Genomic DNA, 15192 nt, shown 5'->3' with positions numbered 1-15192 from the left:
CGGTGTTTTGCTTTATGATTGATTAAATGATTGATTAAAAATAAGCGCTTCTACTTTTTATTCTAAATTGGTGAGCCCGGTGGGATTGGCAGCACTTTAAAGTTGTTTGGCCATTGCCCTTTAATTAAAAACTGATTTATTTGCTCAGCTAAATATTGCTTAAACGCACTCTCGCCAGTACTTGTATGGCTCAGCATTGAGTTTTGGTTAAAGTCTTCACTCAACTTAACTAAGTAGTAACGTAACTGCGCTTGCACTTCAGGGCTTGCACTATCGCTTGCTACTAAATCAGCCATGGTTTTTGCAGTTAAAAATTGCACGCGCTGAGTGATTTTACCTGTCATTGTATTAGGTGATGACACGTTAAACACTTGGCTATATAGCTCCTCAAGTAACTCATCTAAACTATAAGAGTCATTACTACGCGCTTGTTGCTGCGCTAAGCGATTTAAACGCTGTGCATTTAATAAAAGCGACAAGCTGTGCTGCACTGCAACCTCGGGTAATGCCATTGCATCGAGCGTTAACCCTGTGCGTCCAACTATGCTCTCGCGCGATTTAGACTCGCCATATGCTTTTGGCGGAATTAGCGATAACACAGATTCAGGAAGTAATAAGTTACTTGGCTTAAGCGTTGCAAAAATAGCGTTTACTGCTTCTTGCTGTGTTTTTTTATTAACGACTTGTGCGCCTTTTACGGGTGAGTCACCGCGTGTTTCGTATTCGTAATCAACACCGGCTATAAGTTTCACTGCAGCCTCAACCTGAAAACGGTGAAACAGATAAAGCGGAACTAGTTTTTCTTCTAATTGCGATAATGAGTCGCCCGTTTTAATATTATTAATACCAAACTGCGAAAGCGCTTTTTTACGTACGTCGAGTACTCTTAAAAGTTCCTGCGAAGGATTAGTGCCGTTATCCCATAAATGAGCTGTTGGATGCGCGCCACCTTTAGCACGAGCGTCGCTATCTGATATAAACTCAAGACCTTTGGCTTTGTTCTCTTTTAAAATAGCAGCAAGTTCTGCGCTTTCATCTTGGTTAGTAAAATCGCTATAGCCATATTTAATTACTTGGGTATCCCACACGCCCATGCCTGTTGCATAGCCGCGCGTTACATCAAGCTTACCTTGTTCATTAAAACTAAGTAGCGGATGTGGGTAATCCATTACTGAGGCTCTATCCCCTACCGATGCTGCAAAGTTATGAGAAATACCTAACGTGTGGCCAATTTCATGTGCGCTTAATTGGCGAATACGATCAAGCGCCATTGCTTGCAAGCTTTTAGCAACTTCATTGCCTTTTAAATAAGGTGCAGCGAGTGCTTCGGCTATTAAAATATCTTGGCGAACACGCAATGAGCCGAGTGTTACGTGCCCTTTAAGTATTTCACCTGTACGTGGGTCGATTACCGAACTACCGTATGACCAACCACGCGTTGCACGGTGTACCCATTGAATGACGTTGTAACGAATATCCATAGGGTCGGCGCTACTTGGCAGCACTTTTACTATAAATGCATTTTTATATCCTGCCGCCGTAAATGCGTCGTTCCACCACTTTCCACCTTCAAGCAAAGCGCTTTTAACGGGCTCTGGAACGCCAGGATCAAGGTAATAAACAATTGGTTTAACAGGTTCACTAATAGGTAAGCTTGAATCCTTTTTAGTTAAACGATGGCGCGGTATATAACGCACATACATAGAGTCACCAAGTGGCGCTGCGTAATCTTTATGTTCTATACTCCAAAAACCTGATTGTGGATTAAACTTGCGCGGCGTGTAGTTATCGTCTGGTAATTGAATAAGTGAATGGTGCATGTGTACGGTAAGTGAGTATGGGTCGGCACTTACTTGGCGAACAAATTCACCTGGTTTTGTGCCTTCAAATGTAAGTACAGCTTCAAGCTCGGTGTTTTTTACAAATGCTTTTGAGCGATTCATATAAACGGCGCTACGTGACTCATCAAGGCTAAAGTTACCTTGCTTACGCGCCGCAAGCGTTCGGCTTACGCCGTGTACATCACTTAATAAATAAGGTGTGTAATCAATAAGTGCTGTGGCTTTATCTTCTGCGACCACTTTAAAACCAGCAAGTATACTTGATGCAAACGCCTCTTTAATACTTTGCTGTTCGGCCTTGTTACTTGTGTTGGCACGATAGTAAGTATTTACAGCCCGCAGCATTACTTTGTCGCCAAAACGCTCAAACTGCACAAGGTGAGTATTACCAAGCTGACCTCTATCAAGGCCTATGTCGTTAGAGCCAATACCGTAAGGCAAGCTTTGCTGCAGTAAAAATTGCTGTTCAAACTTATCAACTTTTAAATATACTTTTCCGTTTTGGGTATCGTAAAAAAACGAATAATAGCCCGGAAAATGATTCATTTGCGTAGTAAATTCATCAATTGACTTAATTGCTGCGTGCGCTTGAGTTATGATAGAGCACAGCACAGTAAAGAATATGTAACTTAGTAGTGGTATTTTTTTCATAATCTTATCTTTGTTATTTGTGTTTTAAGTACGATTAGGTGGTCCCATTATAGGGTGCTATTTAAACAATACAGTTATTTAAGACGAATTTCAGCGCTCTAAGCTAATCTCTCTCACATTATGATTGGTTTTAACACGTTATCAGGAAAATAGAATGCGTAGACTCCCTCCAGTATTACTTGAAGATGGTTGTTCAAGAGAACTTTTATCATTAATTCGAACAATTTTAGCGGCATGTAAAGAAATTTCGTTTCGCGTTGGTCAAGGCGCGCTTTCTGGCGTATTGGGCTCAACCCTTGATGAAAACATTCAAGGTGAAACTCAAAAAAAGCTCGATGTATTATCTAATCAGCTGTTAAAAGATATTTTACTGGAATCAGGTACGGTTAAAGCAATCGCCTCTGAAGAAGAAGACTACACAGTAGCAGGTAACCCAGACGCTAAATTTATAGTGGCATTTGATCCATTGGATGGCTCGTCAAATACCGATATTAACTCGCTTGTCGGTACTATATTTTCTATTATGGAAGCGCCTGAAGGTTCTGATGCCGCTGACGAAAGCATTTTTATGCAGCCAGGTCATAAGCAAGTTGCAGCAGGTTACGTACTTTACGGCCCGTCAACAATGCTTGCGCTGACTACAGGTAAAGGCACGCGTATGTTTACCCTTGATAAAACACAAGGCAGCTTTTTACTTACACAAGATTTTGCTGATATTCCTGCTGATACAAACGAATTTGCCATTAATACGTCTAACCAACGCCATTGGCAACCAGCTATGCAAAACTACATCGATGATTTGCTAGCAGGTGATACAGGCCCGCGCGCTAAAAACTTTAATATGCGCTGGATTGCAGCAATGGTGGGCGATGTGCATCGTGTACTTAGCCGTGGTGGTTTATTTACTTACCCTAGTGACACTAAAGATCCTAAAAAGCCAAATAAATTACGCCTACTTTACGAAGCAAATCCAATGGCTATGTTAGTAGAGCAAGCTGGCGGTATCGCATCAACCGGTACCGAGCGTATTATGGATATTCAGCCTGATGCAATCCACCAGCGTGTAGCCGTTATTTTAGGTTCTAAAAACGAAGTCGAAACGTGCTTGGGATATCATAAATAATCGCTTAAAACGATTGTCTTCAATTTAAAAAACCGCATTCAATTGAAGTGCGGTTTTTTTGTAGGTGAGGTTTTACACCTCGCTTTTTAACCACCAAAGCCACGCTACATGAGCGCGAAATAAATTCGCACCTACAGGGTTGCATATATTGTAGGTGAGGTTTTACACCTCGCTTTTTAAACAAATCAAATTTTTACTAACGCAACTATTTGCTCAATCTTTTGATGGTTAAGCTCCCCCATTTGCTCACTATTACTGAGTGCATAAATAAAACCTTCGTGCTCTGCACAATCAATGTCATCTCGCGATTCAATTACGTTTGCCCAAAGCTCTAAATCATCTAAGTCTATTTCGTCACTTAAACAGCGCTTAAGTACATCAATTAAAACCTCGGTTGAGAGAGTATAATGAGTTTTATTGCTATCAGCAGGGCTTGAAACGATAACCGATATAGCTTCGTCCCTTTGCTCACCAAATGTAATAAATTCAGCTAATGCTTTTTGTGTATTCATAATATTTGTTATTCTTGGCTCACTGTTACTAAAAAGAATTATAATGACTGAACTTAACTGCACTCAATGCCACAGTACTCTAACGTGTAATGTAGACGATATATCAGCGTGTTGGTGCAATGAGCTGCCGGCTATTTTACCGCTTGATATCACAGCAACAAGTTGTTTATGCCGCAAGTGCACGCTCAATAAAATAAATACTTTTTTAAAGGGTGTTTATACACAACCTATTAAAACTCAAATAGACTTTGCAAAACAATTTAGAGGTAACGACAATTTAATTGAAGGGCTCGACTACACCATGCAAAGTGGTTACATGATATTTAGTAAGTGGTTTTTTTTAAAGCGTGGTTCGTGCTGCAAAAATGGTTGCAAAAATTGCCCTTATGGTTTTAGAAAATAAAAACCATTTAATACAAATACGAGCAAACATTGGTTTTTACCTTCTCATTTTCTTCTCTTTCACTTCTCCTTGTGAATAATATTTTTAAGTGCAATTATTCACAAAGAGGTTTAGAGGCACTGCGCTTTTAGAGTAAGCGATTGTATAAAAATAGTATTCAAATACGAGTAAGCACTGGTTTTTATCTTCTCATTTTCATCTCTTTCACTTCTCCTTGTGAGTAATATTTTAAATGCTGTTATTCACAAAGAGGTTTAGAGGCGCTGCGTTTTTAGAGTAAGCATTAGTTTTACCTCCTCATTTTCTTCTCTTTCACTTCTCCTTGTGAGTAATATTTTTAAATACTGTTATTCACAAAGAGGTTTAGAGGCGCTGCGCTTTTAGAGTAAGCATTAGTTTTACCTTCTCATTTTCTTCTCTTTCACTTCTCCTTGTGAGTAATATTTTTAAATACTGTTATTCACAAAGAGGTTTAGAGACGCTGCGCTTTTAACGTGAGCAAGCTTTACATATCCAACACGTCTACTTTTCTCCCGTGGCGATGGGCAATGAATCACTTGCGCCCCACTCACTCCACGAACCATCATAAACGCTTAAATTACTGTAACCACACTCGGTAGCAAATAACGCTAAAACACAGGCTGTAATACCTGAGCCACAGCTAAATTGTAGCTGCTGCGCATCATCAACCACGTCATTAAATATCGCTTTAATTTCAGTAAGTGGTTTTGCTTCACCTTTATTGAGTAAATTCATAAAAGGTAACGAGCGACTATTTGGGATATGCCCGCTACGCATACCTTTTCGGGGTTCACTTTCTTCGCCTGTAAAACGCTTATAAGCACGTGCATCTAGCAATGCAGTGCTGGGCTCATCGATTACGTCAACCACTTGTTGGCTATTAATAAAATACGCAGAGTTATAGTTTGCCGTAAAATCACCTTTACCTGACGCTTTGCTATAACCTTGTTGTGTGGCGTAATCGCTCTCTAACCACTTTTTAAGGCCACCACTGAGTACTTTAACATTGTGATGCCCCATAGCTTTAAACATCCACCACGCTCTTGCTGCGCTAAATAAACCGCCATCTTCGTATACAACTATAAACGAGTCGTTATTTACACCTGCATTTTGCATCATGTGGGTAAACTGCTGCTCGCTGCATACCATACTTGGTAAGGGATTTGATCTATCGGCTAATTCGTTTTTTATGTCAAAACGTTTAGCGTTAGGCAGCATTGCTTGCGGCGAATAAGTACCCAAAACACCTGGGCGCAGCATACCTGCATCAAATATCACTAATGCAGGATTATTAAGTTGCTCGTGTAATTGCTGACAGCTAATTAGGTTTTTCACTACGATTCCTTATCACCATGATACTTAGCAAACTCGTCATTACCCGTAAAACGCGCTTCAATCGCTTTAATGTGTTTATCTTCAGTGTGTTTCCAAACGCCAGGAATACAATATACATGTTCAATAAAGCTAAAAAACTTATCCTTTAATAATGTATTTGGTTGCCAGCCCTGTACTACTTCGTTCATATTCTCAGCTAGCTGCTCTGCAGTGCTTGCATGCTTTACCAAACCCTCAATGTTGTAACAGGCTTGTCCAAGAGTTAAAACTCGTTTATTTAGCAGCAATGCTTCTAAGCCGACCGTTGAATTAATCGTTAATACGGCTTCAGCGCACTTAATCAAATCACTTGTTTGATTTCCATTAGCAAAAATTGCAATCGGATCTTTTTCATAAAGATGAGCGTAATGTTTATGCCACGACGGATGCTCTTTAAAAACCACTTTTAAACTTGGATCGTTTAAGCTTTTGACGGCTTTAATCACCTCGTCGTAAAACATGTCCATAGAGTTTATCCACGGAGAAAAGCTAGCTAATTGAGTATCGTGAGGTACTTGAAAAGGCGCAAATATATAGCGTTCTGGCACATCGGCGCATTCAAATTCACAGCGCTTTTTATGATCAGCTCTTGGAATTAAATCCGGCGCACAAAAGTTTAGCTTATTTTGTGGGTCAAAATTTAGGTAAAAAGAAGGGTCACGGCTTAACGACGCATTATAGTTAATACCGCTAGGGTCCAAGCTACTTGTACCGGGTAGTAAACCATTTTCATAATAAAACTGCTTAACACCTAATGCTTTTGCAGCCATAGCAACGGTCGTATTTGGAAGTTTATTGCCGTTCCAAATAACAATGCACTCAGGATTAGTCTCGGTTAATAAGGCTAAATACTTAGCGTATCGTAATCGTTCAAATAAAACTAACCCAGCACTGTAAACAGCAGTAATAATAGGACTATTCCAGATAGCATTACGTGCTCTTTTGCGTTTTAGCTGAGAGTTAACTACATCAGTAAAATTAACTTGAAACGCATCTTTTAAATACTTAACAGCAGAAAGCTTAGGGGCTCCCATGATATGTAATTGGCAATCCATCGACAATTTTTTGATTATTTTTCTATAGTATTTTGCGTGTACATTTTTGCGAGAGATAAATAGGTAAGCCATACAAGCTATATTTGCCAATTATTGTTTTTATGAAATAATTCTAAGTGGACAATGACATCAAAGCAAGGTTCCCTTTACTTAATAATTACTTTAAAGCCTTTATGGCTACATTTTTATAATTTCACCACGAAGTGGTGCCATTCTAGAAAGAATATCGTTTTGTAAGCTATGACTAATGTTTTGCTCATTCATTGCATTTATAAGCAAATCAACCACATGATTAAAGTCTTTCTCTGTAATATGCATACCAGTATGAATTGCCACCATAGAGTCGCCATCATATGTACACGGGCCTTCTACTAGCATGCACATATGAGTAATAAACCCTTGGCGAAAGTACGCTATATTGCTGTGTTCAAAGTAATGAATTATCTGCTCGTCATTACCTATTTGATAGATAAAGCTATCAACAATTCTGCCTATCCCCGCTTTACCATCGAGCTTTTGATAAAGCGATAATTGTGTTGAGCTAGCACAACTACAAAGCAATCCTACGCATACTATAAAAATACCAACGCTTTTCATTACCAATACCCTGTTACCGATAAATACCAACCTGTTTGATCGTCAGCCCCTGCAATGCTTCCTAAATCAAGGTAAGCCGCTGTCACACTTACGTGCTTATTAGGCATCCATGCTACAAATAAGTCTTTCCAATCTTGTTCGCCTAAGTTTAAGTTATTTGATTTTTGACGATACTCAACACCTACGGCTACTTCACGACTAAAAAATATAGCTGTGCTGCCTTCAAATAGCACTTTACCACTACCATTTTCTCCACCGTAGCCAAGCAAACCAAGTTGATTAGCTTCGCTGTATCGTGTAGTTACGTTCCAAAACCAGTTATAACCAGCAATGGCCCCTAAATGTAATTTACTAGCAGCGAGGTAATAGTCAGTGCCGCTAGTATCTTCTGCGCCTACAAGTGCTGCAATACTGCCATCATCCAGTGATTTATGCTGAATACCTAAGCTAAGTTGTGGCCAATCACTGTAAACAATATCACCGTATAAACGTATTTTAGCACCTGTAATTGATTGCTCTATTTCAGCATCAAGTGCTGGTACATCAAAGCGCTGTTGGGCATAACTGAGCTCAACACGATTAAATAAATTAAGTTGTGCACCACATACGTCAAGTGTGTAGTCGGTTACATCTGCGCGGCTACAAAAGCCATTTACCGAAAATTCGTCATCACTTGCGTACCCAGCAAGTTGTGCCCACGGTACAATACCACCGCCGCCACTGCCTTCAATTTGAGAAACGCCCGGCGTAGCTAGCAGTTTTCCATTGCTTGCAATGCTCGGTACACTAATTATTAAAAACAAACTTGCTAATAAGTATTTAATTTTTTTCATAGTATTCCTCCAGCCATTCTTCTAATAGTTCTGCTTTTAAAGGCCTACTTAAGTAATAGCCTTGTGCATGGTCACACTGCATACCTCTAAGTAAATTTAATGAGCCAAGTGTTTCAACCCCCTCAGCTACAACCGAGAAACCTAGCTGATGCCCCAACGTAATTGATGATTGCACTATAAATTGATCTTTTTGCGATTCATCAAGTTTTAGGATAAAGCACTTATCTAGCTTAAGCTCATCAATCGGTAACATTTTTAATCGACCAAGTGATGTTTGCCCTACACCATAATCATCTAATGATATTTTAACGCCAATTGCCTTTAGGTTTTCGAGCGCTTTAATACCTTTTTCTTCGTTTTCGATCATATCGCGCTCAGTAAGCTCAATAGTAATCAGCTTAGGATCTACTTTGTACTTTTTAAGCGTACGAACTAATGCAGCATGAAAGCCCGGAAATGCTATATCTTGCGCAGATACATTTATTGCAGCCTGTAAGTTTATATTTTTAGACTGCCAATCCGCTACTTGTGCTACAACCGTATTAACAACCCACCCTGTAAGCTCAACAATAAGGCCCGACTGCTCAGCTAAGTCAATAAACAGTTCAGGATTAACCCAACTACCATCTTTTCGCTGCCAGCGAATAAGCGACTCAACTTTATCTATTTTTTGCGTTTTCATGTGTAATTTTGGCTGATAGGTCATAAATAGCTGACCATCATCATCACTAATTGCCTGCTTTAATTCATCAAGCATTATTAAGCGCTCTAAGTGCGCCTCGTCTTCACCATTTTGATAATAATGTATGCTCTCTTGTGTGTTTGCAGCACTTTCAACAGCAATTAGCACGCGGCGCATTAAGTCATCACTTGCAATTCCTTGCGTAGGATACTGCACAATGCCCGCACTAAAGCGTAAGTTAATTTTTAGTTTTTGAATGGTGTAGCACGCTTGTAATTGTGCCATTAAGCCAACAATACCGCTTTTGTGTTCGCGCGCTGCCGCAGTCGGAAACACAGTTAAAAACTCATCCCCGCCAATACGAGCATGAAAGCCCCCTAACTCATCCGAAAAATCACTTATTCTGCAAGCAACCGCCTTTAGGCAGTCATCACCAATACGCGGACCGAGCTTATCGTTTATATGGCGAAGACCCTTTATGTCTATTGCAACGAGCGTGTACTCGGCTGATGAATCTAACTCATCATCAAGCACCTCAAGCATGGCTGAGCGGTTATAAAAGCCTGTTAAGGAGTCGTGTCTGGCTTGAAAGCTAATTTGTTGCTCGCGCTGATTAATATCATTACCCATGCTATCAAACGCTGCGACTAGCGTGTCTATTTCGGTACTTTGCCTTCGCCCTTTAAATTCAAAAGCATAATTACCTTGTGCAAATTGCCTTGCTATTACAGCTAGTTGAGTAAGTGGCGTAGTTAAATTATTTGCAAATATGCTGCTCGTAATAACACCTACAAACATAGTTAAAATAGCTAAAATAATAAGTGTAAAAAGAAGTTTTTCGAAGTCACTATAACTTTGTGTTAAATCGGCGCTCAGTAAAATAATTATAGGATGGGTCAACAACGATGGTAAATCTATATCTCGGTTACGATACACCAAATACTCACCAAAAAAACGCGATGTGGTTACGGTACTAAAATAGCTAACCGGTTCAAATTGCTCAGGACGATTAGCTAATGAGCTAATAACAATATCGTCAGCGCTGCCTATAAAGCTCACATCCATGCCTGTTAAGCTTTTTAGTTCATGGGCTACATTGTCATCAATTTTAAAGCCCACCAAACTATAGGCCACTGTACGTGGCGCTCTTACGGGTAATAAAATAATTTGGTAAAGCTCGTTATTTAGCACCACAAAACTAGACTCTTCTGGCGCACTTAAAAGCTCTTCCATTAACGGCTTTAAGTTATGTGAAAAAGCGTCTTCGTCAGTATTGGCGGAAATTAGCCTACCCGATAAATCAAGTAGCAGCATTAATTCGGCATCAATACGTTGGCTATGATTAAACAACACACTGCTTATTGTCCCGGCATCCCGCGTTGCTACAGCTTGCTTAAAACCAAAGTCGGAGGTGAGTACTTTTGCTGCGGTTAGTAGTAGGCTTTCTTTTGATTTTAAATATTGCTTATAAACATTTTGCGCTACGGTAATGTCTTGATTTACTTTTTCTTCTTGAAACTTACTCGTAGACCACCAAAAACTAAACAAGCTGACCATAGTGGTTAATAACACTAAGCCAACACATAAAATGGTTATGCGATTTCGTAAACTATTAGTCATTACCAGCCTTAAACTTACTACCAAAGGTATTTCTAGGTGCTGGGGTCGATGTGTTTACTGTTATCTGTAACTGTTTTTGAGAATTAATTGTTATCATTTTTTTATTCTCCAATGGCGCTGTTTGTAAAGGGTGCCACACACTCACTTGTGCAGGCAGCGTATTAATAGGCAAACTAACATAGCCTTTTTTATCTGTTTTATATACGGATTCACTACTCGCTACATAGATATAGCCAACCATAGAGTCATGAATATTACACCCTAAAACAACAACCCCTTGTTGCTCAAACGTAATGGGCTCTTTTGGTTGCCCTGAATATAATCTTAGTTGAAAAGGCTTAGCTTGTGAAAAAGAATAAACATGATGGCGAATATTATCGCTGTTAGGAAAGTTAACTTTTTGACCCTGTTGTACAACTAATAATTCGGGTAAAAACTGCTTATGGACTTGATCCATTATAGCAATGGGCAAATTTGATGGTGTGGCTTGTTTGTCAGCAATATTAAGCTCAACCACTGCACCTGATAACTTTTGGCCGTGTTGATCTTCTATTACTAATTCAATATTCGCACTTAAAGCAAACTGACTAAAAAACAAACCTATAGCTAAAAAGTAACTGCTTTTTACAAATTTTTGCAATGCCCGTTCAAACATAACAACACCTAAATATTAATGTTAGGTTAAGTTAATTAGAGACGAGCACTAATTGCAAGAATTATAGCCCAGTAACTAAAAATAAAGACTTAGTTACTGGCTTTGTTAGCACTTAAGTGCTGCTATTTAACAATTAATCCGTAATCGTTATCTAAAATAGTAATTACTTCTTGGCGAGGATCTTCAGGGATCACAATATCTTTACCCACAATTTTGCTCGCTATGCCAACATAGGTATTTGACACTTCAAGCATTACTGATTCTGGTAAAATATAATCTTTAGCTAACTGCTCACGCTCACTCATGCGATCTTTATTTAATAATACGTCGCTCTCTGGCACATTATTAATAAGTAATTGGCGAAAGCCTTCTTTAGAATTTTCAACAATTTTACCATCTTGATAAGCCGATTCATCCCAAATACGTGATGAATCTGGCGTGCCTACTTCATCAATATAAATAAGCTGTTGCGCGCCATTTAAATCCTCTACATAACCAAACTCAAATTTTGTATCTACAAAAATTTGGTTAAGCTTCGCTAGCTCATCACTAATTAATTTAAAACCTTCAACTAACAGCTTTTCGTATTTTGTTACATCATCTGCTGACTTAAAGTTAAATACATCTAAATTATTAGTAATGTTAGCGCGGGTAATATTTACATCATCGACAGCCGGAATATCGGCAACACCTTCAATAATACCTTTTGTTGATGGCGTAATTAGAACGTTATCAAGTTTTTGATTGGCTTTTAAGCCCTCTGGTAAATCAATACCACAAAAATTACGTACGCCTTTAGCGTAATCGCGCCACATGCTACCAGTAATATACTGGCGAGCAATTGCCTCTACTTTTACAGTACTGGCTTTGCGTACAATCCATACATACGGATGCGGAATATCAACAATATGATTCCCCGCAAGGCCTGCTTTATCAAATAACTTAAACCAATGGGCTGCCACTGAATTTAATGCTATACCTTTACCTGGTACGCCATTTAAACCATTTTCACCTTGCCAAATGCAATCAAATGCAGAAATTCGGTCTGAAATAACCATAATCGCCAACTCAGTACCCTGTGGCACTTTGTAGCCTTTGTCTTTAATTAATCGTGCGCTGTCTTCATCAGTTAACCAATAAACTGAACGAACTTTACCGCTGTGTACTTCACCTTTGGTACGAATGGGTAAATCATCGTTTACGTCTAAAACTTTATAGCTAGTCATGCTATCTCCGGGGTTAGGGATGCTCTTTGAGCAAAGTATGGTATGGGGTTATATGGGCTGTATAATAATCTAGCCAACCTCAAAGCTCAATCGGATGCTTAAAACAAATAAAGGCATATATTTATAAGCAGGTCGCAATGGGGTAAACTTAATGCGCTAACCAGCCTGAGGAGATAGCTTGAACTACTTAACTGCCACTAAAAATAAAAAATACTTAATGTATATTTCTCAAAATTACTCGTACGCTATTTTGAGACCTTTGCAGGCGCAGATATTGGCACATGGTGGTGAAGTACGTTGGTTTTTAGCGGGTAGCGAAGTAAACCCCAACTTTTTAGCCGCAAACGAGCAGCGTTTAGATACAATTAAAGATGTTAAAAGCTGGACTCCAAACATTACATTTATACCAGGAAATATAGTCCCAGGCTTTATTCCGGGTAAAAAAGTAGCTGTATTTCATGGCTTTAATTCTGAAAAACGCAGCTCTGAAGGTAATCGTGGGCATTTTACTATTCGTGGTTGTTACGATTTATATTGCACGCAAGGGCCAAATACAACAACCCGATTTAAAGAGCTAGCTAAGCAGCATGGTTTCTTTAAAGTAGTTGAAACCGGTTGGCCAACACTCGATCCACTTTTTAGCGAAACCTTAAATAACCCTTATATAAGTGACGACTCTCGTCCTACTTTACTTATATGCTCTACTTTTTCACGAAAGCTGTCACTTGCTCCTAAACTATATGAGCAAATAAAACATTTTAGTGAACAAGGTAAATGGCGTATCTTGATGCAGTTTCACCCTAAAATGCCTGCCGAATGGGTTAATAAATACAAAGCGCTGAGTAACGAAAATCTAACATTTATTGAAACCGATAATGTCTTGCCATTACTCCAAGCAGCCGATGTTATGCTGTGCGATACATCGTCAGTTCTTTTAATGTTCTTACTACTACGTAAACCGGTAGTCACGTTTTGTAATCAAAAGCCCCTTCCTCATTTACTCGATATTATCGACGCTGATGAAGTAGAAGCTGCTATTGAACATGCGCTTACTAAACCTAGTGATTTAATGCAAAACATAGAAAGCTATTGCCAAGAACTTCATCCGTATACCGATGGTCAATCTAGCCAGCGCGTATTAAATGCAGCTAATGAATTTTTACAAAGTAACGAAAAACTAAAATCCAAACCACTAAATATAATAAGACAGCTAAAAATGCGTAAAGATCTAAACTATTGGGGTTGGTAACCAGATAATGATAAATCTAAAAAACGTAACTTTTAAGTGGCATAAAAGCGATAGCTCACCCACGCTCAACATAAAAGAGTTAGTTATAGAAAAAGGTGAGCATATTTTTTTACACGGTCCTAGTGGCTCAGGTAAATCGACATTGTTAGCGATTCTTGCTGGCATTAATACAACCACTAGCGGTGAGGTATCAATTTTAGACAAAAACCTAACTACATTAAGCAATACTACCCGTGATGTTTTTAGAGCGGATCACATTGGCTACATTTTTCAAAACTTTAACCTGCTTCCTTATTTAACTCCTATTGAAAATATAACGCTTGGGTGTGAGTTTTCAAAAAGTCGAAAACAAAAAATATTAAAGCAATCATCAAATAAAAACTCTGCCTTACAAAAAGAAGCGATGCGGTTATTAAATGCTTTAGGCCTTACTGCGCAGTATCACCATAAAGATGTAGCGACATTAAGTATTGGACAACAACAGCGCGTTGCTGCAGCTCGCGCATTTATAGGCAGCCCTGAATTAATAATTGCTGATGAGCCCACATCTGCACTTGATACAAATAACCGTGAAAGCTTTATAAAATTACTGTTTGAGCAGGCAAAGTTATCTAATAGTACGTTGGTATTTGTGAGCCACGATGAAACACTAAAGCCTTTATTTGACCGCTCCATTGACCTTATAAGCTTGCAGGAACAAGTATGATTCTCGCTAAACTTGCTTACAAAAGCTTATTAAACCGCCGCGCAAGTGTACTGCTTACATTATTTACTATCGCAATTAGCGTAATGCTGCTTTTAAGTATTGAACGAGTACGAATTGATGCTAAAAGCAGTTTTAGTAATACTATTTCGGGCACTGATTTAATTGTGGGTGCACGTACCGGCGACATACAGTTGCTGCTTTCGTCAGTATTTAGAATCGGCCATACTAATAACGGCGTAAGCTGGAAAAGCTATGAATACATAACAAGTCAGCGAGGCGTAAAATGGAGCATACCCATAAGCCTAGGCGACAGCCATAAAGGCCAAGCGGTACTAGGCACAACACTTGATTATTTTAGCCATTATCGTTTTGCAAAAAAACAAAATTTAACCTTTAACAAAGGCCACCCTTTTGCTGCAATTAACGAAGTGGTGCTAGGTAGTGAAGTTGCAAATAAATTAGGTTACAAACTTAACGACTCTATTGTTATATCGCACGGTATGGGGAACACCAGCTTTCATCATCATGACGACAACCCATTTAAAATCGTCGGTATTTTAAATCCAACAGGCACGCCTGTTGATAAAACACTGCATATACCTTTAGCTGCAATAGATTTAATTCACGGCGGTTCAAGTCCAGCT

At 39.1% G+C, this 15192-nt stretch carries 14 protein-coding genes; 5 read left to right on the top strand and 9 right to left on the bottom strand.

Annotation, left to right across the window (positions count from 1 at the left end):
* Nucleotides 1-62 precede the first annotated feature (62 nt).
* A complete protein-coding gene (locus GQR46_RS05590; RefSeq protein WP_165740340.1) occupies nucleotides 63-2492 on the bottom strand; it encodes a zinc-dependent metalloprotease in 2430 nt (809 codons plus the stop codon).
* A 154-nt stretch (nucleotides 2493-2646) separates the two neighbouring features.
* Between GQR46_RS05590 and GQR46_RS05585 the strand changes: the two genes are divergently transcribed.
* Nucleotides 2647-3615 (top strand): class 1 fructose-bisphosphatase, encoded by a 969-nt coding sequence (locus GQR46_RS05585; RefSeq protein ID WP_024592826.1) that lies wholly within the window; start codon nucleotides 2647-2649, stop codon nucleotides 3613-3615.
* A gap of 185 nt (nucleotides 3616-3800) precedes the next feature.
* Here GQR46_RS05585 and GQR46_RS05580 read toward each other — a convergent pair whose 3' ends face one another.
* Complete coding sequence (locus GQR46_RS05580; RefSeq protein ID WP_165727182.1) at nucleotides 3801-4127, bottom strand: hypothetical protein; 327 nt, start codon at nucleotides 4125-4127, stop codon at nucleotides 3801-3803.
* A gap of 43 nt (nucleotides 4128-4170) precedes the next feature.
* Between GQR46_RS05580 and GQR46_RS05575 the strand changes: the two genes are divergently transcribed.
* On the top strand, nucleotides 4171-4530 hold the full coding sequence (locus GQR46_RS05575; RefSeq protein ID WP_165725167.1) for a DUF5522 domain-containing protein: 360 nt from the start codon (nucleotides 4171-4173) through the stop codon (nucleotides 4528-4530).
* Between the two features lie 522 nt (nucleotides 4531-5052).
* Here GQR46_RS05575 and GQR46_RS05570 read toward each other — a convergent pair.
* The 7 genes from GQR46_RS05570 to GQR46_RS05540 form a co-directional block, all read right to left on the bottom strand.
* Nucleotides 5053-5886 (bottom strand): sulfurtransferase, encoded by an 834-nt coding sequence (locus GQR46_RS05570; protein WP_165740338.1) that lies wholly within the window; start codon nucleotides 5884-5886, stop codon nucleotides 5053-5055.
* Nucleotides 5886-6980: a capsular biosynthesis protein gene (locus tag GQR46_RS05565; RefSeq protein ID WP_240922891.1), complete on the bottom strand. Its 1095-nt coding sequence runs from the start codon at nucleotides 6978-6980 to the stop codon at nucleotides 5886-5888. Before GQR46_RS05565 ends, GQR46_RS05570 begins: the two co-directional genes overlap by 1 nt.
* 177 nt (nucleotides 6981-7157) lie before the next feature.
* Nucleotides 7158-7577, bottom strand: a complete 420-nt coding sequence (locus tag GQR46_RS05560) for a group 1 truncated hemoglobin (RefSeq protein ID WP_007581961.1) — start codon at nucleotides 7575-7577, stop codon at nucleotides 7158-7160.
* Nucleotides 7577-8410 carry a DUF3034 family protein gene (locus tag GQR46_RS05555; RefSeq protein WP_165740335.1) on the bottom strand — a complete coding sequence of 278 codons (834 nt, stop codon included), beginning with the start codon at nucleotides 8408-8410 and terminating at the stop codon, nucleotides 7577-7579. Before GQR46_RS05555 ends, GQR46_RS05560 begins: the two co-directional genes overlap by 1 nt.
* Nucleotides 8397-10712 carry an EAL domain-containing protein gene (locus GQR46_RS05550; RefSeq protein WP_165740332.1) on the bottom strand — a complete coding sequence of 772 codons (2316 nt, stop codon included), beginning with the start codon at nucleotides 10710-10712 and terminating at the stop codon, nucleotides 8397-8399. The genes GQR46_RS05555 and GQR46_RS05550 overlap by 14 nt, the downstream gene beginning before the upstream one ends.
* Nucleotides 10705-11367, bottom strand: a complete 663-nt coding sequence (locus tag GQR46_RS05545) for a methylamine utilization protein (protein ID WP_165740331.1) — start codon at nucleotides 11365-11367, stop codon at nucleotides 10705-10707. Before GQR46_RS05545 ends, GQR46_RS05550 begins: the two co-directional genes overlap by 8 nt.
* 122 nt (nucleotides 11368-11489) lie before the next feature.
* Nucleotides 11490-12593 (bottom strand): phosphoribosylaminoimidazolesuccinocarboxamide synthase, encoded by a 1104-nt coding sequence (locus tag GQR46_RS05540; RefSeq protein WP_165740329.1) that lies wholly within the window; start codon nucleotides 12591-12593, stop codon nucleotides 11490-11492.
* A gap of 178 nt (nucleotides 12594-12771) precedes the next feature.
* On the opposite strand from GQR46_RS05540, the gene GQR46_RS05535 reads away from it, so the two are divergent.
* From GQR46_RS05535 to GQR46_RS20650, 3 genes are all read left to right on the top strand, one after another.
* Nucleotides 12772-13842: a CDP-glycerol glycerophosphotransferase family protein gene (locus tag GQR46_RS05535; RefSeq protein WP_206009476.1), complete on the top strand. Its 1071-nt coding sequence runs from the start codon at nucleotides 12772-12774 to the stop codon at nucleotides 13840-13842.
* Between the two features lie 7 nt (nucleotides 13843-13849).
* A complete protein-coding gene (locus GQR46_RS05530; protein WP_165740327.1) occupies nucleotides 13850-14548 on the top strand; it encodes an ABC transporter ATP-binding protein in 699 nt (232 codons plus the stop codon).
* Nucleotides 14545-15192: ABC transporter permease (locus GQR46_RS20650; RefSeq protein WP_240922890.1), on the top strand; the 648-nt coding region annotated here is incomplete at its 3' end. The genes GQR46_RS05530 and GQR46_RS20650, both read left to right, overlap by 4 nt.

The organism is Pseudoalteromonas sp. Z1A6 (genome assembly GCF_011378745.1).
Taxonomy (GTDB): Bacteria; Pseudomonadota; Gammaproteobacteria; order Enterobacterales; family Alteromonadaceae; genus Pseudoalteromonas; species Pseudoalteromonas arctica.
Note: the sequence above shows the minus strand (reverse complement) of the source record. Positions and strands in the feature narration are given on the sequence as shown.